Consider the following 24,900-nt stretch of genomic DNA (forward strand, 5'->3'; position numbering starts at 1 on the left):
TAAATAATAGATGTGTGTTTTCAGCTATATATCTGTTCAGTAGATGTCGTCGCATATCCGCAAATCGGCATTTGCGGCAACGTGTTTTTCATAGGAGGCTCCTTTATTTCTGAGCCTCCAGTCTTCCCATTGAGTAAGTACCTTTCCGGATTATCTTTCCGTCCTTGTCCGTTTCCACAAAGGGACCGTCCTTTTTTCCCTGTTTGAAGAAGCCTTCAAAGCGTACACCGTTCTTGTCTGTCTGTACTCCGCTTCCTTCCTCCAGTCCGTTCACGAAACCGCCTTTATACACCGTTCCGTCGGTCTGAATCAGCGTTCCCTGTCCGTCGAATTTATTGTTTTTCCATTCGCCCTCGTACGAGTCACCCACGTTCCACTTGTATGTACCGCGTCCGTTTCGTTCGTTGTTTTTCCATTCCCCTTCGTACACGGCTCCGTTGGCCCAGGTAAATGTTCCCTGTCCGTCCTGCATACCGTTTTTAAAGTTGCCCACGTACTTGTTACCGTTGGCGTAATAGTAAATGCCCGATCCCGTACGTTCACCTTCTACATAGGTACCTTCGTATCTGTCACCGGTATGGAAGAAGTAAATACCTTTTCCGTCCTGCATGTCTTCCGACCAGTCACCTACGTATTTGTCTCCGTTGGTATATTCGAATGTTCCCGTTCCCTGACGGACATCGTTTTTCCACTGTCCTTCGTATTTGCTGCCGTCGTTCCACACAAAAGTGCCTTCACCGTCTTTCTTGTCATTCTTCCACGAACCGGTGTATTTCGAACCGTTCTTCCAGGTATATGTTCCCTGACCTTCCCGTTTGTCGTTCACCCAGTCACCTTCGTACACATCGCCGGTATAGTAATACATCGTACCCTTTCCGTGCTGGTAATCCTGGTACCACATACCGTCGTAACGGTTATTGTTCATAAAATAGTAGATTCCCTTTCCGTGCTGCTGGTCCTGATACCATTGTCCTTCATACTTTTCTCCGTCCGGAAATACATAGACACCATATCCTTCCCGTTTCCCTTTTACGTATTCCCCTTCATAGACATCCCCGTTCTTGAACACGGTCTTTCCTCTTCCGTTCGGTTTCCGGCCTTTCATTTCGCCCGTATATACCGATCCGTCCTTAAACGTATAAGTACCGATTCTGATTTCCGAGGAGAAGGTATTTTTTATCTTATCGAAGAAACTTTCTTTTTCCTGTGCCCATACCGTTCCTTGCGACAGACATAGCAGGAACAATGCTGTATACAAATATTTCATTGACAAATTCTATATTAGTTTATATTATGGCCGGCTCAGTATGCCGTGCGTCATTTGCCTGCTTACGCAACCTGCAGGCGCGCTTCTATCTCGGACAAAGATACAATTTATCTTTCAAAGCAGGGCAGTGTCTTTCGGTTTTATGATTTTTTTTTGCCCACAACCACTTCTTTTAAATTCTCTTTGCACAAGTATTTCCGGGCCAGTTCGCGAATTTCTGCCGGTGTCACCTCCTTTGTCTCCTCCAGCATCCGGCTGTAATAATCGTTCTCCATACCTGCCACCCGGGCATATATCCATGCGTCGGCCAGCGAGAATGCCGATTCGTAGCTGCGGCACATTTCTCCCAGCATATAGTTCTTCACCATCGTCAGTTCTTCTTCCGCCACCAGCTCGTTCTGCAGCCGGTCAATCTCGTGATATACTTCCTGTATCAGAGGTTCTACCGTCTCATTGGCAGTTTCGGCACTGATCACCAGCATGCCACATCCCGGATACGGCACAGTGTATGCCGAAATGTTGTATGTATATCCCTTTTCCTCCCGGATATTCGACATCAGTCTGCTTCCGAAATATCCGCCCAACAGCGTCACCAGTACCCTGGTCTTCAAGAAGTCCGGATGTTTGTGTTCCAGCGTAAGCATTCCCATCCGCACGGCACTCTGCAAAGCGTCTGTCCGTTCCGTGAAAAAGCGTTTCCCTTCACAGCTTTCCGGTGCAAAAAACTTTTTCTCCGGCACCACAAATCCTTCTCCGAAAGGTGCGCTGCCGAAAACCTGTTCTATTCTGTCCAGGCACTCATCCGTCACTTTGCCCGACAAGTATATCGTACAGTTGCGCGAATGATAATAGCGGTTATAGAAAGCACGCAGCACCTCCGGCGAAATATGGCGGTAGTCCTCTTCCTCCACCACCTGTCCCAGCACGTCGCGTGTGCCCAGCACTGCTTTCATCAGCGAGCGGTGAGCCAGGAAGTCCACTTTCGACATATTCACCAGAAACTGGCGCAAGTTGTTTTCCACCACAATACCCAGTTCCTTTTCCGGAAACGCAGGCTCTTTGATGATTGCCTCCATCACCTCCAGGGTCTGCGGCAGATATTTGTTCAGCGAATAAAGGGTTACATAAGAATACTCCATGCCATTCGACAGCTCCAGCCACGCGCCGTAATAGTCCAGCTTTTCTGCTATTTCGGCCGTTGTCATCCGCTTCGTTCCTTCACGCAGCATCCTGTTGGTAAACAGCGCCTGCAAAGGCTGTGTCTGTCGCCACAGTCCTCCTGCCACCATCACGTCAATGCGTATCACTTCGTTGTCACCGGCATCCAGCACATTCAGTTCTACGCCGTTGGGCATTATTCTGCATACCGGTTCCTGAATGTTCAAGTGTTCCGGACGGCATATCGGAGGTTGTACGTTTCTGTTCAGCATTGTTTCTTCAAGAACTCTTCCGCCCTTTCCAGATCCTGTGGCGTATCAATACCTATTGTTTCCACATTCGTAATACCCGCCTTGATGGTATAGCCGTTTTCCAGCCACCGAAGCTGTTCCAGCGACTCGGCCACTTCCAGCAGCGACTGCGGCAAAGCCGTAATCTCTTTCAGCACTTCTGCCCGGTAGGCATACAGGCCGATATGTTTGTAGTAGACATGATTCTTCAGCCAGTCCTTCTTCTCCGCATTCCGCTGATAAGGTATAATCGAACGGCTGAAGTACAACGCATTCATATTCTTTCCAAGTACCACTTTCGGCGAATTGACATTCTCCAGTGCCTCCCAGCCGTCTTCCACCGTAAAGGGCTTTACCAATGTAGCAATCTGCGTCTTCGGATCGTCAAAACAGGCTTTCACCGTTTCCAGTTGCGAAGGCTGGATGAACGGTTCGTCACCCTGAATGTTCACTACCACGTCAAAGTCTCCGCCTATCTTGGTATAGGCTTCGAAGCAACGGTCGGTGCCACTCTTATGGTTGACCGAAGTCATCACTACCTTGCCGCCAAAAGCCTTTACCACAGCTTCAATCCGTTCGTCATCCGTAGCCACCCAGGCGTCATCCAATACACCTGCTACCTGTTCGTAAACACGCTGTATAACGGTTTTCCCACCCAGCATTGCCAATGGCTTGGCCGGAAAACGTGTCGACGCATAACGCGCCGGTATAATTCCTAAAAACTTCATAAACAAAAAATATTTAAGTCTCGCAGTTAACATTTTGCTGGTAGTTAAGGAATTAAGAAGTTAAGGAGTTAAGCCGATACATTGTGAGCTGTTTGCTTTTCTATTGGCTTTTAACTCCTTTAATTCCTACAAGTTTCGAAATACTCAACTTGTCAGTTGACAAGGCTTCAGTCAACAAGTCCACAAGGCCGGAATGCCCTCATTGACAGAGTGCCGTTTGGAACAGTTCGCCACAAACGCCTTGTCAACTCGTCAACTTGTTTACTCGTCAACTATGAAGTGGGAAGGAATTTAATGAAGAATGAAGAATGAAGAATAACACTAACCATTAACCATTTACCATTAATCATTTACCATTAATCATTAACCATTTATCATTAATCATTAATCATTAACCATTTATCATCATTCCCATTTTATTTCGTATCGTCGCTCAACGCTCCAGTTGCGACAGCCCTCTTCGCACATATTCCCTTTGCATATCTTCCGGTTTGAAGACTGTCTTATCGCATGCCAGCAAGTCTATATCCAGCCGGATGATCTCCCGAGCCTTTTCTTCCGGTTTCCGTCCCGCCTCCCGCTCTATCGCCTTCAGCAAGGCATTCACCTCCTCTGCCGGACAGTCCGACCGGAAACGTGCCACCTGATTGGCAAAAGGCGCCGTCCGCTTGCAGCACAGCGGTTTCGTCTCCTCCTCTTCCGCAAAGCAGATGTCCGGAAACAGTTCTTTCAGCCGCCTGCGTGCCAAGGCCAGATTGTCCCTTCGCTGCTCATTACTCCCTATGCAAATCGTATAAACCAAGGCTGCCACGTATCATTTAAAAGCAACTGACATATTCCTTTTCATTCAGGCACGGACTACACGGAAAAACGCGAAGACTTCCGAAACCGGATTCATCAATTAAACAAGTCATCCAGTCCCTGTATCGGTTCGTCCGTTACAGTGCTGTCCGTCGCCTCCGAATCCTTGCAGGGATCATAACCTTCCGGCAGTTGGAATGTCTCCGTTTCGTCATATCCCAACGTCTTGTCGGCATACACCTTCACCATATATTTGGCCCAGATAGGCAATGCCATCGAAGCACCCTGTCCGTAGAACATGCGGTCGAAGTGGATGTCACGGTCCTCACCGCCTACCCAGCAACCCGAAACCAGCGACGGCGTGAATCCCATGAACCATCCGTCCGAGTTGTTGTTCGTCGTACCCGTCTTACCACCCATATCGGCTTTCACGCCCAAGCGGCGTACCCGTCCGCCCGTACCTTCATTGATCACGGCACGCAGCATCACCAGCATCTTGTAAGCACTCGACACACTGATCACCTCCTGCATTTCCGGCGCAAAGGTAGCCAGCACGTTGCCTTCATTATCCTCGATGCGGGTCACAAAGAGCGGTGCCACGCGGATACCTCTGTTCGGGAACGCCGTATAAGCACTCACCATCTCGCCCACCGAGATTTCGCACGGACCCAGGCAAAGTGCAATCGAAGGCACAATTTCCCTGTTGCGTACGCCGAAGCTGTGCACCAGTCTCTTCAGTTCGTACGGATTCAGCTTGCTCATCAGGTTGGCGGTAATCCAGTTGTCCGAGTTGGCAAGTCCCCATTTCAGGGTCACCATCTCGCCATATCGTTTGTTGTTGGCATTTCTCGGCGACCACGGTGTTCCGTTCTCGTCAAACCCGTGGAACTCTACGTGTCTCATCTGGTCGCAGGGCGAGAATCCGTTCTCCATAGCCAGCGCATACACATAAGGCTTCATGGTCGATCCGATCTGTCTGCGTCCCACCATGCCCATGTCATACTTGAAGTAGTGATGGTTCGGTCCGCCCACATACGCCTTCACATGTCCGTTTCTCGGATCCATCGACATGAATCCGGCTCTCAGGAAGAATTTGTAATAGCGTATCGAGTCCATCGGCGTCATCACCGTATCCTTTTCCCCTTCCCAGCTGAAGACGGTCATCTCTTCCGGTCTGTCAAAAGCCGCTCTGATTTCCTTTTCCGACGCGCCCCCCTCTTTCATCTTCCGGTAGCGGTCCGACTGCTTCATGGCTCTGTCCAGAATAGAGTTTACCTGCTCCTGAGTCAGTTCCCGCGTATAAGGAGCCGTCTTCTGTCCCTTCTTCTCCTTGAAGAAGTAATACTGCAACTCTTTCAGATGTTCCGTCACCGCCTCTTCCGCATACTTCTGCATACGCGAGTCGATGGTGGTATAAATCTTCAGACCGTCCGTATAGAGGTTGTATTTCGATCCGTCTTTCTTCCGGTTCTTCTCACACCAGCCGAAAAGCGGATTGTTTTCCCAGTCCAGCGAATCCTCGTAATACTTCTGCATCTGCCAGCCGCGATATTCCGAACGCACCGGCTTCTTGGCATTCAGTACACCACGCAGATATTCCCGGAAATAAGTAGCCAATCCCTCGTTATGGTCCACCCGGTGATACGTCAGCTTCAGAGGCAATGCCTGCAGCGAGTCACATTCTTCCTGCGTGATGTATCCCGCCTTGCGCATCTGGTCCAGTACCACATTCCGGCGTCCGCGTGTCCGTTCGTTATACCGCACCGGGTTATACAGCGACGGGTTCTTGCACATACCCACCAGCGTAGCCGCCTCTTCTATTTTCAGGTTTTTAGGTTCACACCCGAAGTACGTATAAGCAGCCGTTTTCACACCCACCGCATTGTTCAGGAAGTCAAACTTGTTCAGATACATCGTCAGGATTTCCTCTTTCGTGTAGTAACGTTCCAGTTTCACAGCGATCACCCACTCTATCGGTTTCTGGAACAGACGCTCCATCACGTTGTCCGCGCTGGGCGAATAAAGCTGTTTCGACAGCTGTTGCGTAATCGTACTTCCGCCACCCGCATTCTTCTGCATCAGCACACCACGCTTCAATATCGCGCGAAACAGCGCTTTGGCATCAATTCCCGAGTGTTCGGCAAAGCGCACGTCCTCGGTCGCAATCAGCGCGTTGATGATGTGTGGCGACAAGTCCTGATACCCCACGTACACACGGTTCTCCTTGCTGTACGAGTAAGTACCCAATACCACCCCGTCCTCCGACAGCACTTCGGTGGCAAATTTATAGTTCGGATTTTCCAGGTCTTCCACCGGAGGCATATATCCTATCCAGCCCTTGGCAATGGCGAAAAACACAGCGGCACAAGCCATTATGCCCAATGCCAGCAATATCCAGAGAATTTTTACGATTTTCCTTATCATGACGGATTACAATCTTTCCAATAAACACCAATATTTAGTCCTTTAGTTTTTTAGTTTGTGAGTTTGCGGATTTTTAAATCACTGTATTACTTCAACTTAAAAACTCAAAAACTCACCAACTCACAAACTCACCAACTCAATGGGACAAAGTTACGCAATAATATGGAGAAAATAAAATCTATCTCCAGTGTTTCCACCGGTTCCCCCCTATCAGGTTCACCTTGTACACCAGTCCCGCCGATACGTACTTCCCGTCCTGCAGTTCGAACAGCAGGTTGAAGTGGTCGCTCCACATCGAGTACGTGAATCCCACATTCACCGTTTTCGAGTCATATTCGGCTATCAGGTTCAGTTCCTTATGAAACGCCGGTTTGAAGTTCACCCCCACGGCAGGCCCGTTCAGCGGATAGTCCGTCCGCCTGTTGTACAGCCAGGCAGCATGAACACCCAGCTCCCCTACACGGACATCGAAGTGCTTGGTCATGGCGAGGTACATGCGGTTGAAGTAGCCGTTACCATTGCCTTCAACCGCCATGTTTGTATAGTCTCCCCCACTTCCCGTTGTCGGATCGTTAACGCCTAATACTAGAGCTGGCATGTGCTTCCACCATTCTCCTTCCCTTAGCACCTGAAGCCGGGCTGCAAAATGGCGGTCCTGATTCACAAACTTTCCCCAAGTAATTTCCGGCCAATAACTGTTCTCCTTTTTCCCTTTAAATAAAGTACATACATATGCCAATTCCAGACGTTTGAAAAAAGTCACATTCAGAAAGTAATTGTAACTGTCATATCCCCACCAAAAGTTATTAGGCAGATTATGCCTGTTCAGGAAATTTCCTCCGATCATTAAAGTACCGTCCCGTTGCATGTCTGCGCTGGGCATGTGCAGCAGTCCGGTCACTCCGTTGGTAAGTTGTGCCTTGCAGGTCAATACCCCGAACAGCAGACATACCCATACGGCTGCCATTCTCTTTTTCCGTATACAGTTTTTCTTTCCAACCATCTTTTTCCGCTTAAGTGTTCCAGCTATTTATAAAATACAAATGAACGCAGATTTTCGAAAATCTCCATAAACCGATCCCTGCCGATTACAAGATTTTGCGAAAATCTGCGTTTCTTCACGTTTCCCGTTTATGGTGAACCCTACTTAAACAAGGTAACAATTGTTGCTGCCATGGTTGCTAACGACGAGAACGAAGTGGCATAGCCCAAAATGTTTCCGATATTTGCCTTGCTCTGCTTCTTGTTCGGCACTATGATCTCGCATCCCGGTTCTATCTGCTTGCTACCATTACCTTTCACCTTCGCTACCTGTCCGTTCATGTAGATGATGAACTTCTTACTCTTCTTGGCATGCTGGCTGTATCCTCCTGCCTGACTCAAATAATAACTGACTTTCTCCCCCTTCCGGTACGACACCGTATTGGGCATCATCACAGCCCCGTTTATCTTCACTGTGTTTACATATTCCGGAATATTCAGCACGTCCCCTTCTCTCAACACCAGGTCCGCATCCCCTCCGGGATTGGCCAAAGCCGCCTCCAGGTCAATGCCGACCGAGAACAGGCTGTCTACTTGCAGTCCCAATGAGTCAATGGCATTTTCTCCCAGCTCACGCCCCATCAGTTTCACCACGTCCTGCATCCGTTTCTTTTCCTCGTCATTCGCTACCCGAATCAGTTTTGCGCCCCGTACGTATGCCGAGTTGGTCACTCCTCCCGCTTTCTTCACCAGGTCACTCAGGCGTTCCGCCTTCGAAGTCAGCGTATACGTTCCTCCGAATATCACCTCTCCCTGTATGCTTACGTTCTGCTGGGTCTGATACCCCGGGCTGCGGCGCACAAACACCTGGTCATACGGTTGCAGCACAAAACCCGGCTGTCCGTCAATCACAAATCCGTCCTTCAGTGCGAAGCTGAACATCTGTCCGATGCTGTCCGTGCTGTTCACACTCTTCGTGTCCTTGATGCGTCTCGACACGTCCACCCGCACCGTCGAGGCCGCTTCTTTCAGTCCGCCTGCCTGGATAATCAGATCTTCCAGTGTCATGTTGTCCGCATACGGATACTCATCCGGCTTCGTTACCTCTCCGTAGATGGTCACACTGCCCAGATCCTGCAGATCGTGTATGCTGGGTATGTACAGAATGTCATTCTTGCGCAGCGGTATGTCCGGTATTGTTCCGTTCATCAGCGCTCTCACGTCCACCGACACAATCTCGCTCGTCAGGTCGTCCCGCTGGCGTTGCAGCACAGCCCGGTTGGTAAAGGCATCGTCCATCAGGCCCTGTGCCTTTTCTATCAGGGCGCGCACCGTGTTCACCTTACCGTCCAGTGCATAGATGTCCGGGCGATACACCGCACCTTTTATCTCCACCTTGTTCGTAAAGCGGTTCAGGATGGCACCTACCGTCACCACGTCTCCGTCGCGCAGCTGACACACGCTGTAGTCCATTTCGTCCACCGTCTTCACCTCATATTCCATTCCGTTCTGGCGTACCATGCGCACACTCTTACTGTAAGCGTCCGCGTTGAATCCTCCGGCATACTTGATCAGCGCCGCCAAAGTCTCGTCCTTCTTCATCTCGAATCTCATAGGACGCTTCACGTTTCCGCTCATCTTCACCAGCATGTCGTATGCCGGCACAATGATTACGTCCCCCTCCTGCAAGCGGACATCATCCTTTATCTTTCCCTGCATGATGAAGTCGTACACATCCACCGCTGCAATCTTCTTTCCGTTTCTCACCAGCTGCACGTTACGCAAACTACCGATGTCGTTCACACCACCAGCCCGATACAGTGCATGAAATACCGTCGAGAATGCCGACAACGCATACGTTCCCGGCTGCACCACTTCGCCCATGATGTTGATCTGAATGGTCCGTGTATTTCCCAGCGTCACCTGTATCTGATTATTTTCATTCGAAAACACCGTTCCCAGCTTGTTCTTCAGGAATCGGTTCGCTTCTTCCACCGTCATGCCACTCAGGTAGATCGGTCCCAGTTCCTGCATGTTGATTGTCCCGTCCGGCGTAATGGTCTGCCGGATGCTGGTCTGGCTGGCTCCCCAGATGTCGATGATTACCTCATCGCCCGGTCCCAGCTGATAGTTGGGCGGTGTTGCCATGTTGCTGTTCGGCTCAAACGTCAGGTTCCGGGTATTGAAAATATTTCTTCCAAATACCTGATCCTCCTGTGCCAGCTCCTTCGTGGTCGGCTGATTGCCCGTCAGGGCGGTTGTCTCATCCTGAGTTTCCTCCCGCAGACGTGCTTCGTTCAGTTCCGTCCCCTGCATGTTAGATGCATCCGTTCCCATCTGCTGTTCATACTGTTTTTTGATCCGTTCCGCCTGCTTACGGGTTACTCCTTTCCGAGCTAGTTCCAACGCTATTTGTTTCTGCTCCTTTCCCTCTTGCGTCGCTTGCTTTACATATTCTATCACCTGCTGGTCTGTCATTCTCGTTTGCGCATAAACTTTCGGAGTTGCACAAGTCGTCACTAACAACAAGACAATCAGTAAACGTTTCATTTTCATATTTTTTTATTCTTCAGTTATAGAACTATTTTTAAATTTTCTCCAGATATCTTCTCCAAACAGAATCCACCCGGCTGTGCCTACAAAAGCCAGAAACAGGCATCCTACTAAAATCACCATTTTCCGTGGGGCAGAAGGAGTTAATGGAACTGTCGCAGGCTGTACTACAGCAAACACTGGTTTAGCCTCCTGAAGTTTTCCCTGTGACATCTGTAGTTGCGTTGCCATTTGGTTATAAATCTGATACGCCAAATTCATTTCATTCTGCAAACGTTCTCCTTCTATTTTCGATCGCTGTGTAAACAAGCTCTTGTTTTCATCCATATAATTAGCATATTTTTGCTGGGCTTCATAATACTCTTGTTGCTTCTCTTTATAAAGCTTTTCCCAATATGCACAATCACCAGCTACTTTTTTTGTTCGATAGGCTGTTACATAATCTTGCAACTTCACTACTACACTGTCTGCCACAGTTGCTGCCACTTCAGCATCCTGCATCGTAACAGTAATTGTGGTAACTCCAGTTTTTTTGTCCACATTAGCCTCTAAAGAGTTTTTAATAGCTCCAATTTTTCCGGCTTCTACTTTTGTCAGTCTGAAAGGATTTAAAGCTTCCACTTTTGCTTCCTCATCTTTTGACGAAAATAACGAAGTAATTCCACCTATTACCTTCCCTGGTAATCCCATTACACTGCTCCACCACGGGCGTTTTGCTTGACTCATATACTCATTCAATGCCATTATAGTATCAGAATCAACAGGCTTCACTGGCATTGAATACAACTCCAAAGCAAACGGATTCGATGCTAAAATATCCGGGAAAAGCAGGATATTCAAAGCATCCCGATCACTATTTGTTGCTAAATCACCGAATCCCATCATAGCTGCCATGCTTGCCAAACTACTGCTTGTCTTTCGTGTGGATTCTGGTGCCAATGTCACAGTTACACTGTATTCCTTAGGTATACTAAATGCAATTACCAACCCAACAACCACTGCACCTCCCAATGCCTTATAAAACACTTTTCTCCGTTTCCATAGCTTTTGGGCAAGTTCCAGCAGATCAATTTCCTGCTCTTCTTGCGGAAGTCTGTTCTCCGTATTTTCCATTCCTTTGTTCGCTTATAATCTATTTGTAAGTAACACAATTCATCTTGTATGCATTAACCTTGAGCACTCTCATGTTTATGATCCAGTTCCTCAAATTTCGAGTTCTGGCTGATAAATTCCGGCACCAATTCCTTCATGGCTGCCACTATCTGCATATCGTCATACGTGTAACTGGTCTTTATCAGATTTTCAATCTGCACCTTCACCTGATCGTAATCATATTCCCGCACATTGGCAATCATAATTTTATCATGATAGGTCGGTTTGGTCAGTTCCTTTACGTTCAGCAGTTCTTCGTACAGTTTTTCTCCCGGTCGCAATCCTGTAAATTCTATTTTTACGTCCGTTCTTCCCGACAGGCTGATCATCCGTTTGGCCAGTTCCACAATCTTCACCGGCTTGCCCATGTCGAAAATGTAGATTTCTCCTCCGTTGCCCATGCTACCGGCTTCCAGCACCAATCGGCAGGCTTCCGGAATGGTCATAAAGTAGCGGATAATGTCCGGATGAGTCACCGTCACCGGTCCTCCCCGACGGATCTGTTCCTTGAACCGGGGAATCACCGACCCGTTCGATCCCAACACATTGCCAAAGCGGGTTGTAATAAACTGTGTGCTTTTCCCACCCTGTTTCTGCAATTTCTTGGCCAGACTCTGCACATAGATTTCACAGATGCGTTTCGAGCATCCCATCACATTGGTCGGGTTCACCGCCTTGTCGGTCGAGATCATCACGAATTTCTCCGCCCCGTACTTCACTGCCAGGTCTGCTACCGTCCGCGTACCGTTCACATTCGTCTGAATCGATTCCGACACGTTGTCTTCCATCATCGGCACATGCTTGTAAGCCGCAGCATGAAAGATGTATTGCGGCTTGTATTTCCGGAATATTTCTTCCATCCGGGTAGCGTTCGCGACGTCCGCTACAATAGTCACCGCCTTCAGATCCCGCCATTTGTCCAGCAGTTCCAGCCGGATATCGTGCAGCGGAGTTTCCGCCTGATCCACCAGAATCAGCTGATACGGTGCAAAGGTAGCCACCTGCCGCATAATCTCACTGCCAATCGATCCGGCCGCTCCTGTTATCATCACCCGCTTTCCCTCCAGGTGCGAGGCAATTTTCCGAGTATCTATCACGATAGGTTCCCGCTGTAACAGGTCTTCTATCTGCATCTCCTTCAGTTCCGACTGGTTCAGCATCTGTCCGTTCCATTCACCCAGTGGCGGAGCCGTCATCAGTTTCACACCTCCGCTCAGCAGCTGGTCCAGCATCTTCGAGTTCTTCAGTTCCTCCATCTTGGCAGGCGACACAATAATGGTTCTTGTTCCCTGTTCTGCCATCCGGTCAGCCAGTTCTCCATTGTTGGCATACACCTTTACCCCCATCAGCACCTTGCCGATCAGTTCCGGCTCGTCTGCAATGAAACCGCGCAGGATGTATCGGTTGCTCAAGTTTACCCGCAACGATTTGGCGATGTTCACCCCAATCTCCTTGGCACCGTAGATAAAGACATTCGTCTTATGCTTATAGTCTACATTCAACGATTCGAACAGCTGCTTCGCTATCACACGCGAGATAGCCATCAGCCCGAAGTTAAACATAAACGCTACCAGCAACAGACTGCATCCCGGCAGTCCTACTCTGCCAAAATTGTTCGTCACAATCCGCAGCACCATCAATACGGCATAAGCCACAGCCAATGCCACAAATATCCGCAAAATATCCACGAACGAGGAGTAACGCAGCACCCCCGAATACGTCTTAAATAATTTAAAGAACACCAGGTTCACGCCTACACACCACAAGACAGCAATGTCTATGTGTTCGATATTCGCCAATACCAGCGAAAGATTATACCTTAACACATAAGCAGCCAAACATGAAATGGCTACTATAAACACATCAAACAGCAGAATGGCCCAAATCGGCAAAACCCTGATTGACAGGTAACGTCTGAACGAGAATTTATTGCTCATGTCGATCTACTCTTTTTTATGCACTATACAATTTCGGGCAAAAATAGTTATTTTTGCCCGAAATTATTACATTTTACCTGAAAATATTCATAAAGGACTTTCCTATATCCTTCCTTTTGTTTATTTATTCGTTATCGTTCAGCACTTTACCGTTTTATCCCGTAGCGAAGCTTCATGAAGATGGTAATACTTTTTCATAAAAACCAGATAAACAATTCCCAAAAGCACTACGCATCCTGCCAAGTACAGATACCCATTGTCTCTGCATTGCAAATACCCGATGGCCACCACCGCCTGTACTGCCATGTACAGCAGCGACACAAGCACATGCGGCACATGCAGTTCGTTTGCCATCAGCTGATACAGATGTTTGCGGTGCGGCAGCCCGATATTCTCGTGCAACATCAACCGGTGTACAATGGTCAGCACACTGTCCACCCCGTATACCGCCAGCAGCACAATCCAACTGAAATCCTCTGTCTGCATCACCAGTTTTCCGATCAGAAACAGAAGAATGAAAGCGATGCTCACCGATCCTACATCTCCGGCAAAACATTTGGCCCGTTTGCGGAAATTGAACAGGCAGAAAACGAGCACCGACAGCATCACAATATAGATGAAGTCAGGTTCCACAAATGCCACCACCGTCCGATTGACGTACGCCAGCACCGCCAGTATCACCAGCGAATACCCGCCCGTTATGCCGTTGATGCCATCCATAAAGTTATAGGCATTGATAATGCCTGTACATACCACCAGAGCAACAGCTACCCACCACCAGGGCAATGCATACAGTCCCCACTGGCCAAACATCAATGCCATGGCTGTAAAGTGGAACAGCAACCGGACACCTTGCGACACCGACCGTATATCGTCCGCCATACTGATAAACGCCACCAGCGTCAATGCCAGCATAAACCACGGATACTCCCCGTGATTGGTCACAAAATAAGCCAAAGCTCCCACATAGAAGATAATACCTCCCCCACGCAACGTTATACGCGTATGGCTACTCCGTTCATTCGGTTTATCTATGATATTCAGTTTGTCCGCAATGCGGAAATACAATAGTTCCATCGCCAATAAGGCAATTGCGATTAATATATATTCCATTATTCCTCGTTTTATTGTCGATTGTTCATGTTAAACCTAAAACCAACTACAAAACATCTTCCTTTCCCAATGGTGCATACGGTCCATCCTTCACTTCCAGAATCACCGAGCCGCTTTCCAATACCTCCAATGTATGCCATTGTCCGGCTGGAATGTGTACCCCATAACTGCCTGTTTTCGGATCCAGCACTACCTGTTCCGTTTCCTCTTTCCGGTCGTTATAATACATCACCTTTATTTTTCCTCTCAGCAACACATACGTTTCCGACGTATGCCGATGACGGTGTACAGGTACTACTGTTCCAGGCTCCAGCGCATTCAGCAAGCGTTGTGCCTTTGCATCTAAGCTGTCATGCAGATTATGATTCATACGCAAGCGCGGACTTTCTTTCGCCTGTTGCGTCACTTCATCCAATAGCGTTTCATTAATCAGTCTCATATTTACTTTGTTTTGAATGTTTATTATTGAGGGTTGAGGGATGAGGGTTGAGAGTTGAGGGTTGAGGGTTTAGTGTTGAGTGTTGAGGGTTTAGCGTTGAGGGATGGGCGTTGAGAGTTGAGAGCTCATATTCCCTAAACTCTAAACCTTAAACCCTAAACCCTAAACCATAAACCCTAAACCTTAAACCCTAAACCTTAAACCCTAAACCTTAAACCCTAAACCCTCAACCCTAATCCTTCCTAAACGACAAAATCGTTTTTTTCAATCCATCCTTGGCCCGTACCGGCATCCTTTCTATGCCCAATGCCTTTTTTATCTTTGCATTGCTCGCCACATAATTTTCGGTCAGTTTCCCCAACCGTTCCTCATTCAACGGCAAATGCAAGGTAGTGCCGATGCTTGCCACTCCTTCCATCAGGCTACGGTTTATTTTCCAGATATGAGCTTTCTTTCCCATAGCCTCACACATTACCTCGATCAGTTCGTTGGTCGACAACGCTTCATCATCTGCCATGTGGTATATTCCACTCTGTACGTTCTTTGTCAGCAGTCCTTCCACTACGAAGCACAGGTTATCAATGCTGGTAAACGTACGTCTGTTCTCAAACGCTCCCAGCGGCCAGGGTATTCCTTTACTCACCACCCCATACAGCAGGTTCAGATTTCCTTTGTTGCCCGGTCCGTGAATCATGCAAGGCCGCAAGATAAACACCCGTTTACTTGCCGATTCTTCATTCTTCGTTCTTAATGCTTCATTTTTCAAGATGTACTCTTCCGCCTTTATCTTGCTTTCCCCATAGGGACCTTTCGGTGCGGGTACCACCTCTTCAGTCAGCACATCGCCGGGCACCTTGTCAGCAGCCGCCTTCACCGAACTGAAGAAAATAAAGCGTTTTGCTTCCGACTTCAGGAAGTAATCATATATCTTCTGTGTCAGTCCCGTGTTCACATCAAAATACACCTGTGCTGCCGCCCGGTTCTTGGTATCATGCGCTTTCCCGGCCAGATGAATGATGGCATCCATGGGAGGAATCGCGTTGTCATCCACATCCTTCCAGCTGAATGTTTTCTCCACCCCTTCCTTCACCGGTGCCACAATATCCACTCCATATAGCGTATGTTCCTTTTTCAAAGCGTTCACCAGATTGGAACCCACAAAACCGTGAATTCCGGTAATCAATATTCTCAAAGCCTATGAATTTATATAAAAATTATTTTCCGATACATGTATAATGAAATCCCTGTTCCTGTAGTTCATTTCTATCATAAATATTTCTTCCATCTATTACTACAGGTTGTTTCATTGTCTTTTTCAGTACTCCCCAACTCGGCAAACGAAACTCTTTCCACTCAGTTACTAGTAGTAAAGCATCTGCATCTAAAACCGCATCATACATATCAGTCGCATATTCTATCTTATTACCAATGCGTCTTTGACATTCACACATAGCAATCGGATCATATGCTTTCACCTTTGCCCCTGCTTTTATCAATTTATCTATCAAAATCAATGCTGGAGCCTCACGCATGTCATCAGTTTCCGGTTTGAATGCAAGTCCCCATAACGCAATCTGTTTTCCGTTTAAATCTCCATTAAATAGTTTTACTAATTTCTCAAATAAAATACCCTTTTGAGTTTCATTCACTTCTTCAACAGCTTTCAACACACGCATTGTATATCCGTTTTTTTCCGCAGTTTTTATCAGTGCTTTCACATCTTTCGGGAAACAAGAGCCACCATACCCACATCCCGGATATAAAAACTTACTGCCAATACGGCTGTCTGCTCCAATACCCTTGCGTACCATGTTCACATCAGCTCCCACCAGTTCACACAAATTCGCAATATCATTCATAAAGCTGATGCGTGTGGCCAACATGGAATTAGCTGCATATTTTATCATCTCTGCACTTGGGATATCAGTAAATATCAGCCGATAATTATTCAACATAAAAGGCTTATACAAACGTTCCATCAGTGACTTTGCTTTTTCCGACTCTATCCCTACCACTACACGGTCAGGTTTCATAAAATCGTCAACAGCATTTCCTTCTTTCAGAAATTCAGGATTGGATGCCACATCAAAATCCAAATTTACATTTCGCTTATTCAGTTCTTCCCGAATCACATTTTTAACTTTTTGTGCAGTCCCTACAGGTACCGTACTTTTTGTTACGACCAAAATATATTTATTCATATTCTGTCCAATGGTTCGAGCCACTTCCAGAACATATTTCAAGTCAGCGCTTCCGTCTTCATCCGGTGGCGTACCTACCGCACTGAATACCACGTCAACTTCATTCAGGCATTCCTTTAAATCCGTGGTAAATTTCAAGCGTCCAGCCTTATAATTTCTGTGTACCAAGTCATCCAATCCCGGTTCGTAGATCGGAATAATACCTTTTTTTAAATTATCTATCTTGCTTTCCTGCACATCCACACAGGTTACGTCTACTCCCATTTCAGAAAAACATGTACCTGTCACCAATCCGACATATCCAGTACCTACAATAGCAATTTTCATATTCCCTTTTATTTAATATTATTTCAAATATGATAAAACGAACGATACCATTCTATCGTTTCTTTTACTCCTTCTTTGATGGGTTTATCCGGCTTAAAGCCAAGTTCCTTCTGCAAAGAAGTCGTGTCAGCATTTGTTTGATAAACATCACCGGGCTGCATAGGTAAGAAAATCTTTTCCGCCGGTCTTCCAATAGCTTCCTCAATTGCCTGAATAAAATCCATCAACTTTACAGGTTGCGAATTTCCTATATTATATATTTTATAAGGAGCTGTCGAAGTACTTGGATCCGGATGTTCGGCACACCAATTCGGATTGCCGGCAGGAATATGATCTATCACCCGCAATACACCTTCTACAATATCATCAATATAAGTAAAATCACGCAACATGTCCCCATTATTGAATACTTTAATAGCCCGGTCATGCAAAATGGCATCAGCAAAAAGAAATGGAGACATGTCCGGACGCCCCCATGGACCATAAACAGTAAAAAAACGTAGTCCCGTAGAAGGTATCCCATACAAATGGCTATAAGTATGTGCCATCAACTCATTTGACTTTTTGGTAGCCGCATACAGGCTGACCGTATGTGCGATACTATCCTTTTCAGAGAACGGCACTTTCCCGTTCAATCCATAGACACTACTCGAACTTGCATATATCAAATGCTTTATCCCATTATGTCTGCATCCTTCCAACACATTCAGAAACCCATCTACATTACTTTCCACATATGCATAAGGATTTTCTATCGAATAACGCACTCCTGCCTGTGCAGCAAGATTCATTACTTTGTCAAATCCCTCATTTGCGAATAACATCTGCATGGCTTGCCTGTCTTCCAGATTCATTCGTATAAATCTAAAATTAGGATAGCTTTTGCTTTGTACAAACTTATACCATCCCACTTGTTCCTGTGCAATGCCCAAAGTCTGTAAACGACCATATTTCAGATTAACGTCATAATAGGTATTTATATTATCCAACCCTACCACTTCATCCCCTCTGGAAAGAAGTCGCTTACATACATACGATCCTATAAAACCGGCTGCTCCGGTAACTAAAATTTTCATTATAATTTTGAATTAGCTAACAGACTATAAATATTTAAATGTTTTTCAATAACATTTTCTATCGAAAAATCTCTTTCGGCCAATGTTCTAGAGTTGCGTCCCATCTTTTCACGCAAATCTTTATTCTCGAAGAGAATCTCCAGTTTTTCCGCCAACGCATTACTGTCCTTGACAGGAATCAGATAACCATTATAGCCATCTATCACAGTTTCTTTACATCCAATCGAATTTGTTGTAACAACAGGTCTTCCTATCGCATCTGCTTCAATCAATGATTTAGGAAGTCCCTCTTTGTAATACGAAGGAAAAGCTACGATATGACATTGCTTCAGCAGATCAAGCACATCCGTCCGATACCCTAACCATTGGATATACGAACCGTCACATTTCTCTTCCAGCTCTTCTTTTTTTATTGCTTTCGGATTATCGTCCAGTCCGCCACACAGCAAAAATTCAACTTTGTCCTGATATTTATTCCTTAACTTTTCGGCAGCTTCTACCAAAACCCAAATACCTTTTTCCACAATCATCCGGGCAGTTAATAGCACTTTTATTTTGCCTTCATTCGGTTCTGCCGTATAGCAATACTGTTTTAAATCTACTCCCGACCCTTTTATATAGAAAGCTTGCTGTGAAGTAATAATACGATTTTTCAAAAACAGGTTTTTGTCTTCATCATTCTGAAAAATCACAGCCAGGTTTGAACGGTGATGCGAGAAACGGAGAACTTTAGGAAGCATTTTAGCCACCATCGACTTATTATCCTCCGAAAAGAAAATTCCTAAACCGCTTACAGCATTAACCACACCTTTGACTTGTGCCAGCTTAGCCGCCAACGTCCCCCACAAAATGGTTTTCAACCCTACATGATGAACAATATCCGGTTTCTCTTTTTTATATAAATTGTATAAGAACTTACATGTGTTCAGTTCCTCAACAATATTCTGTCCGGATCGGTTCATCGGCAAATCAATTACCCGTAATCCTAATGCCACAATGTCTTTCAATTTGCCAGTATCCTTAGTAACAATTGTTACATCATACCCTTCTTTGCATGCAGCGATAGCAATATCTTTCCGATGTGAAAGGAAAAACCAATCTACATTGACAACTATAAATAGCTTTGCATTCATTTTATTTCATTTTATTATTTCTCAAATCTTGTGTTTTACACTCATCTATATCAATAACTCTTCCAATCCAAAGCGCGGAAGGCAAAGTACACCCTTTTATGATAATTTCATCACATTTTTGCACCCTGATCGGTATCTTGGTTGTATTAGCTATATAACAGTTTTCGATACAGACCTTACCGATTCGGGCTCCTGACGATTTCCCATAAACCAGGAAACCACCTTTACATCTATCAGCCGATACATTTTTAATCAGCACATCTTCCACTATTCCATTCTTATTCGGTTCGACATCAATGGCATATTCAGGATTTGTCCCCCCTACATTGGATATTTTCAGATCCTGCAACACTATAGCTTTACCCGAAGTCACAGAAATACCTTGCCTTCTTCCATGATCAAGGATACAGTTCTCAACCACTACCGTGTGCGAATTACCTCCAATGTAGACGCAGTCTCCCCAACAGTTCTTGATTGTCAGATCTGATACATGAACATTGTTAGCTCCATATATCATAATGCCCATCCCCCATTCGCCTTTCTTTCCCAAATGGTTATGCTTATCCCCTACAATCATTCCTTTACCAGAAATCTTAATATTATTCCCTTTTACATGAATAATATCATAATTAGTCCACGAGTTAGGCTTCAAAGTTATTTTGCCATTAATGATGAGCTCAGTATTATCGTCAATCACCAGACCTTTTCCATGGTTTTCTGCTATATTCATGGTGTATGCTCCGCTGCCAATGATTACCTTATTGTGGACGTTGGGGTTTGTCAAAGCAATCACATCTCTTAACGCATTGTCATAGCTTAGATCTTGAAACCAATAAGAATAAATAACCGGAATATTCCAAGTTCCTTTTATTGTTACATTCTTAAACGCATGCTTTTTACAGACAATCGTCGAATTATGACCAATCAGCACCCCATTTTTTATAATTCCGCCGTTAAAGATCAGTTTCGAATTCGCATCAAGTCTTAATGTATCCCCCATCAGGTCAATATCTTTAATAACCGTTATATTCTTCTGGCTGCCATTTACAGACTTTTCTGCAGGGTTTATTGCTCCCAGAGCCACTTGACTAAAAGTCAGATACAATAGTACGCATATAAAGCTATATGTATAGGTAGTTTTAATCATAAGCAATCATTTCTAAAACATCTTTAATAATTCCATTTATTGCTTCCATTCGGCAGACAACAATAAATCACGCCAAAAAGCAAGATTCCTGTCATAAGAGAAATTTGTTTCCCACTGCAAATAGGCATTCCTGCTAAGTTGCTGCCAATTTGAGGGATTCACTAATTTAAGAATGGCATCCGTCCATCCTTCGGGTTTATCATAATCTATCAAATAGCCACAATTCTCAGAAATAACCTGCTTATTGTATCCTACGTTTGTTCCAATACAAGGCAAGCCGATCGATAAGTACTGTACCAATTTGAATCCCCCTTTCCCCTTTGAGAAAATGCTGTCATCTAACGGCATAATACCAATATGCGAATCCTTCATAGCCATTACAGCATCCTTCCGGGTCCATTTTATGTTTTCAACTTTCAGATGCTGACATTTATGCAATAGAGGAGCATCACAAACTACCTTTAAAAACAGGTGCTTTCCCCAATCCTTAGCCAATACAAAAGCCGCATTATCCAATTCATCAATGATAGATTCAAGATGTTTCAGATTAACGGATGTAGCAACCCAAACCAGGTATATACATCCCTCATTCAATAAATGGATTCTATGGGCATTAAGATCTTCCGACCTGTACATTTCATACATATCTCCATCTGTAGTCGGCAAAATATGTACTTTGGGCTGATATTGTTCTAAGATCAACGATTTCAAATAGTCATGTGTAACAATTATAGCATTCGCATGTTGGGAAAAAAAGTTAAAAGTTGAAACTGTAACTTCCTTATTATTCAGTATATGGTCATCAAAATCCCAAATCAGCAGCACATTCCGTTTCAAGATCAGTGAAACCAGCCATTTGTATGATAGCGGCATATATCTGCTGATTATTCTTTTGTGAACAACAATTGCATCAGGTCTATCCAGCAGATCGTTAATCAAAGCCCATAGCATTCTAAAATAAACATGAATATAGACTATTGATTTCACCAACAGGTTCTGTTTGGATATAGGCATAAACCGATTATGAATACTTGGAGCCATCATCGAATGATAGCAGCATTTTATGCCCTCTATTCTGTCCAAGTACTGATAAATCCGATAATAAGCAGTCGAATTCCTGTCTCCCTTCACATATATGGATACTTTTACTTGTTTCACTATATTTCCAATAAGCACAGTTAAACATCAAGCCCCCATAATACCATCTTTGATACCACGAAGTGCATTTTTCCAAAACTCTATTTTCCTATCAACATATAAAGGTACTAAAAATAGTTCAGCAATCTTACGAATCAAAGAAGAAATTTTCCATGAGAAGGGAACATAGCACCTTTTCATCAGCCTAATATAGTTTCTGTATTGGTAATAATATCGGTTTGTCGAGGAAATGATAATAGGGTAACCACAAAAAGAAAAATCTTTCTTGCCCACTTTATGCAGCATATTCACATTTTGTGTCATGCAGCAGACATAGCCTTTACTTTCAGCCCTCCAGCACCATTCAAAATCAACATAGTCTATAAATAAATCAGCCTCTAAAAAACCGACTTTTAGAAAATCAGACAATCCAACGATTGAGCCGGAACTTATCAATGCTGGAACTATTTTAAAATGATCCTGTCCATCCAAATGCGATTTATACGATTTGTAAGGCTGTTCATTTGACTGATTCATCAAAGTTGGCCCTACAATTACCATGTTGGGGCATAACCGTTTTATACGGACATATTCAGATAAAATATTATCTACATAATCTTCCCGGATAATGCTATCCTGGTCAAAAAAAACAACGTGTGTAGCCCCTAATTCGATAGCTTTTTTGACACCAATATTTTGGGCATAAGCAATGCCTTTGTTCTCTAACAAAGGTATATAATAAACATTATCTTGAGAAAGATTCGCATCACAGCTAGGAGTGTTATCCACCAATATTACCTCAATACCGGTTTTGCCCAATAATGCAGAATAATTGTGGCTCACAGGATTGAATAATACGATAATAACACCTATTTTATTCTTTTTCATTATTATGATACTAAATTATTATAAAATACTACTACAACACTATGTCTCCTTTTTAAATGAATATACTTTTTATAATAAAGATAAAAACTAAATTAATACCTTATAACCCCTTTTTTCTTTCTATTATCTTTCGCTTCTGTAAGTTGCGGTAAAATCATAACTTGAAGCTACCTGATAGTATAAAAAGAAGAAATATCAAACAGGTTGCCTAAAACAAAGTCAAATTCATCCGGATCAAACTGCACATAACCACTCCATGGATAAAAAGTTAATTCGCCAAAATAAACCTGATGATTCAGATAGTATAAATCGACTCTAACAAAAGGAAAATCAGATGATAGCTTTTCCGCGACCAAAAGCATTTCCTTTAAGCCTTCAGGCTTTACCTTGTCATCAACGAAATTAGGACAATCACTTGATACGTTTAAACAATTCCAATTAGTATCATAGAAATTTCGTTTGTGGCCAATATATCTATCAATATCGTAAACAATGCAATAGGGCTTACCATTAAAACAAAATATTTTATAATCAGAAATTCCAGCTTCGGGATTATTTTCATTAATCAATAATTGCTCAATAATATAGCGGGATTTATCTATTTGAGTGTAAGCCCATTCACGTCCGGCATTAATATCCTTTTTATTCTTCCAACCTTTTAATATTCTTTTTGTTGATTCTATATCAAGTTTTTCTTTATCTTTACAAATTAGGATATTTTCACCCCCCCTCCGTCAGTAGATTTTACCACAAACTTGTTGGGAAGTTTATTGAAATCAATATCTGCAACTTCATCATAAACTCCATACAATGTATTCAATATGTCAGAAAGTCCTTTCGATTCAATATATTTTCTCACATTATATTTGTCTACACATTCACCCAATAACGGATTGCGATAATACATCTTGTATAATTGCAGTTTTTCTGTGTAGCGGTCAGGTTTTTTGAAATTTAAATTCCGTCCCAATTTGATTTTATACTGCCAGCTCAGCATACGCTTATCAGATACAAATGAAAGATATCTTAAAATTAAAAAACGAAGCTTTTGGCTTCTAAAGATTTTTTTATAATTCATTTTTACAATTAAAAATTAACAAACAATAATAATATCATCTAATCGTTTCAATGCCTCTACAAATTAGTTTAATTCTTTACCAAGACAAACTCGTCGCAATATTAATTAATATCGGTTTATCATTATTAGAAAATAGTAAAATATTCTAATTGGGAATATTTCACCTGAAAGCTTAACATAATATAATCTTTTAAAAACGCTAATAATATCCTTTTTTCCAGACGATAACAAAACAAGAAATTGTTTCTTCTTCTCGTCATTAACTTGTATATTCTCCAAAACAGTCTTTGCTACATTTTCCGCATAACGAGGTTTTTCAAATAATCTACGTATAACCAGATTCTTAATTCTCTGTAAAAGGTTTTTTTGAGAAGCAGTAACATTCAAGTTATGCTTTCTATAATGTATCTTTTCTTTTTTATCCGCAAAAATTAGTGTATTTGTAAAATTTGCGACACAGAACATCCATGCATCATGCATAGGAAGGTATCTTTTATCATAAGAAGTGCTTTGAATATAATCCCAAATTTTTATACATTCATGTAACAAATTAAAATTAAAAACCATTGTACAACCTAATGCCGGATTCCTATGGAAACACATCCTATAATCAATATTATTAAAGTATCTTTTGGATGAAGAAGCTATTCTCTTTGAGCTTTCATTGATTATATCACTGGAACAAAAATATAACTTCTTACAAGCGTTTGCATTCTCTTCTGTCGTTTTCATAGTCGATATTGCTGTCAATAATTTATCATTATGCCATATATCATCCTGATCACAAAATGCAAAATAATCATATTGATTATATTTTTCAAAAGCTAACTTCATCAAATTATAAAAACTTAGTGCAGGACCAACATTGTCTCCCTTAAAATAAATATGTTTTGTTCCTTTAAACATTTTTTCAACGATCTCCAATGTATGATCAGAAGAGCCATCATCCCTTATAAGTATTGTAATTTCCACCCCAACTTGGGCTAAAAGACTTTCAATTTGCTGCTCAATATATTTTTCGCCATTGTATGATGACAATAATACAAGTACGCTATTTCCCTCCATAATAA

The 24,900-nt window shown here is 43.8% G+C and carries 21 protein-coding genes; all 21 read right to left on the bottom strand.

The window, feature by feature from the left end:
• Window positions 1-103: 103 nt before the first annotated feature.
• Window positions 104-1,267 (bottom strand): phosphatidylinositol-4-phosphate 5-kinase, encoded by a 1,164-nt coding sequence (locus Q3C19_RS00190; RefSeq protein WP_302726326.1) that lies wholly within the window; start codon window positions 1,265-1,267, stop codon window positions 104-106.
• Window positions 1,268-1,407: 140 nt separating this feature from the next.
• Window positions 1,408-2,697: a pitrilysin family protein gene (locus Q3C19_RS00195; RefSeq protein WP_302726328.1), complete on the bottom strand. Its 1,290-nt coding sequence runs from the start codon at window positions 2,695-2,697 to the stop codon at window positions 1,408-1,410.
• The gene (kdsB, locus tag Q3C19_RS00200; protein ID WP_302726330.1) at window positions 2,691-3,443 is read right to left on the bottom strand and encodes a 3-deoxy-manno-octulosonate cytidylyltransferase; all 753 of its coding nucleotides are present in this window, start codon (window positions 3,441-3,443) and stop codon (window positions 2,691-2,693) included. Before kdsB ends, Q3C19_RS00195 begins: the two co-directional genes overlap by 7 nt.
• A gap of 433 nt (window positions 3,444-3,876) precedes the next feature.
• Window positions 3,877-4,245 carry a 2-amino-4-hydroxy-6-hydroxymethyldihydropteridine diphosphokinase gene (locus Q3C19_RS00205; protein ID WP_302726714.1) on the bottom strand — a complete coding sequence of 123 codons (369 nt, stop codon included), beginning with the start codon at window positions 4,243-4,245 and terminating at the stop codon, window positions 3,877-3,879.
• A 95-nt stretch (window positions 4,246-4,340) separates the two neighbouring features.
• The gene (locus tag Q3C19_RS00210; protein WP_302726332.1) at window positions 4,341-6,668 is read right to left on the bottom strand and encodes a transglycosylase domain-containing protein; all 2,328 of its coding nucleotides are present in this window, start codon (window positions 6,666-6,668) and stop codon (window positions 4,341-4,343) included.
• 178 nt (window positions 6,669-6,846) lie between these two features.
• Window positions 6,847-7,635 (bottom strand): YjbH domain-containing protein, encoded by a 789-nt coding sequence (locus Q3C19_RS00215; protein WP_302726334.1) that lies wholly within the window; start codon window positions 7,633-7,635, stop codon window positions 6,847-6,849.
• A 176-nt stretch (window positions 7,636-7,811) separates the two neighbouring features.
• Window positions 7,812-10,205 (bottom strand): SLBB domain-containing protein, encoded by a 2,394-nt coding sequence (locus tag Q3C19_RS00220; protein WP_302726336.1) that lies wholly within the window; start codon window positions 10,203-10,205, stop codon window positions 7,812-7,814.
• Window positions 10,206-10,211: 6 nt separating this feature from the next.
• Window positions 10,212-11,315: a Wzz/FepE/Etk N-terminal domain-containing protein gene (locus Q3C19_RS00225; RefSeq protein ID WP_302726338.1), complete on the bottom strand. Its 1,104-nt coding sequence runs from the start codon at window positions 11,313-11,315 to the stop codon at window positions 10,212-10,214.
• A 53-nt stretch (window positions 11,316-11,368) separates the two neighbouring features.
• Window positions 11,369-13,291 carry a nucleoside-diphosphate sugar epimerase/dehydratase gene (locus Q3C19_RS00230; protein WP_302726340.1) on the bottom strand — a complete coding sequence of 641 codons (1,923 nt, stop codon included), beginning with the start codon at window positions 13,289-13,291 and terminating at the stop codon, window positions 11,369-11,371.
• Between the two features lie 138 nt (window positions 13,292-13,429).
• Window positions 13,430-14,404, bottom strand: coding sequence for a glycosyltransferase family 4 protein (locus tag Q3C19_RS00235; RefSeq protein ID WP_302726342.1), 975 nt, complete (start codon window positions 14,402-14,404; stop codon window positions 13,430-13,432).
• A gap of 46 nt (window positions 14,405-14,450) precedes the next feature.
• The gene (locus Q3C19_RS00240; protein ID WP_302726344.1) at window positions 14,451-14,843 is read right to left on the bottom strand and encodes a WbuC family cupin fold metalloprotein; all 393 of its coding nucleotides are present in this window, start codon (window positions 14,841-14,843) and stop codon (window positions 14,451-14,453) included.
• A gap of 232 nt (window positions 14,844-15,075) precedes the next feature.
• The gene (locus tag Q3C19_RS00245) at window positions 15,076-16,035 is read right to left on the bottom strand and encodes an NAD-dependent epimerase/dehydratase family protein (RefSeq protein WP_302726346.1); all 960 of its coding nucleotides are present in this window, start codon (window positions 16,033-16,035) and stop codon (window positions 15,076-15,078) included.
• 22 nt (window positions 16,036-16,057) lie between these two features.
• Window positions 16,058-17,371, bottom strand: a complete 1,314-nt coding sequence (locus Q3C19_RS00250; RefSeq protein ID WP_302726348.1) for a UDP-glucose/GDP-mannose dehydrogenase family protein — start codon at window positions 17,369-17,371, stop codon at window positions 16,058-16,060.
• Between the two features lie 23 nt (window positions 17,372-17,394).
• Window positions 17,395-18,447 (bottom strand): NAD-dependent epimerase, encoded by a 1,053-nt coding sequence (locus Q3C19_RS00255; protein ID WP_302726350.1) that lies wholly within the window; start codon window positions 18,445-18,447, stop codon window positions 17,395-17,397.
• Window positions 18,447-19,580, bottom strand: a complete 1,134-nt coding sequence (locus Q3C19_RS00260) for a glycosyltransferase family 4 protein (protein ID WP_302726352.1) — start codon at window positions 19,578-19,580, stop codon at window positions 18,447-18,449. The genes Q3C19_RS00255 and Q3C19_RS00260 overlap by 1 nt, the downstream gene beginning before the upstream one ends.
• A gap of 1 nt (window position 19,581) precedes the next feature.
• On the bottom strand, window positions 19,582-20,727 hold the full coding sequence (locus Q3C19_RS00265) for a right-handed parallel beta-helix repeat-containing protein (protein WP_302726354.1): 1,146 nt from the start codon (window positions 20,725-20,727) through the stop codon (window positions 19,582-19,584).
• Between the two features lie 36 nt (window positions 20,728-20,763).
• On the bottom strand, window positions 20,764-21,714 hold the full coding sequence (locus tag Q3C19_RS00270) for a glycosyltransferase (protein WP_302726356.1): 951 nt from the start codon (window positions 21,712-21,714) through the stop codon (window positions 20,764-20,766).
• Window positions 21,715-21,912: 198 nt separating this feature from the next.
• Complete coding sequence (locus Q3C19_RS00275; RefSeq protein ID WP_302726358.1) at window positions 21,913-22,752, bottom strand: dTDP-rhamnosyl transferase; 840 nt, start codon at window positions 22,750-22,752, stop codon at window positions 21,913-21,915.
• A 167-nt stretch (window positions 22,753-22,919) separates the two neighbouring features.
• The gene (locus Q3C19_RS00280) at window positions 22,920-23,468 is read right to left on the bottom strand and encodes an ATP-grasp fold amidoligase family protein (protein WP_368045223.1); all 549 of its coding nucleotides are present in this window, start codon (window positions 23,466-23,468) and stop codon (window positions 22,920-22,922) included.
• Window positions 23,462-23,830 (bottom strand): ATP-grasp fold amidoligase family protein, encoded by a 369-nt coding sequence (locus Q3C19_RS00285; protein ID WP_302726360.1) that lies wholly within the window; start codon window positions 23,828-23,830, stop codon window positions 23,462-23,464. Before Q3C19_RS00285 ends, Q3C19_RS00280 begins: the two co-directional genes overlap by 7 nt.
• 105 nt (window positions 23,831-23,935) lie before the next feature.
• The gene (locus tag Q3C19_RS00290; RefSeq protein WP_302726362.1) at window positions 23,936-24,895 is read right to left on the bottom strand and encodes a glycosyltransferase; all 960 of its coding nucleotides are present in this window, start codon (window positions 24,893-24,895) and stop codon (window positions 23,936-23,938) included.
• Between the last annotated feature and the right edge of the window lie 5 nt (window positions 24,896-24,900).

The organism is Bacteroides sp. ET489 (assembly GCF_030518095.1).
Classification (GTDB): domain Bacteria; phylum Bacteroidota; class Bacteroidia; order Bacteroidales; family Bacteroidaceae; genus Bacteroides; species Bacteroides ndongoniae.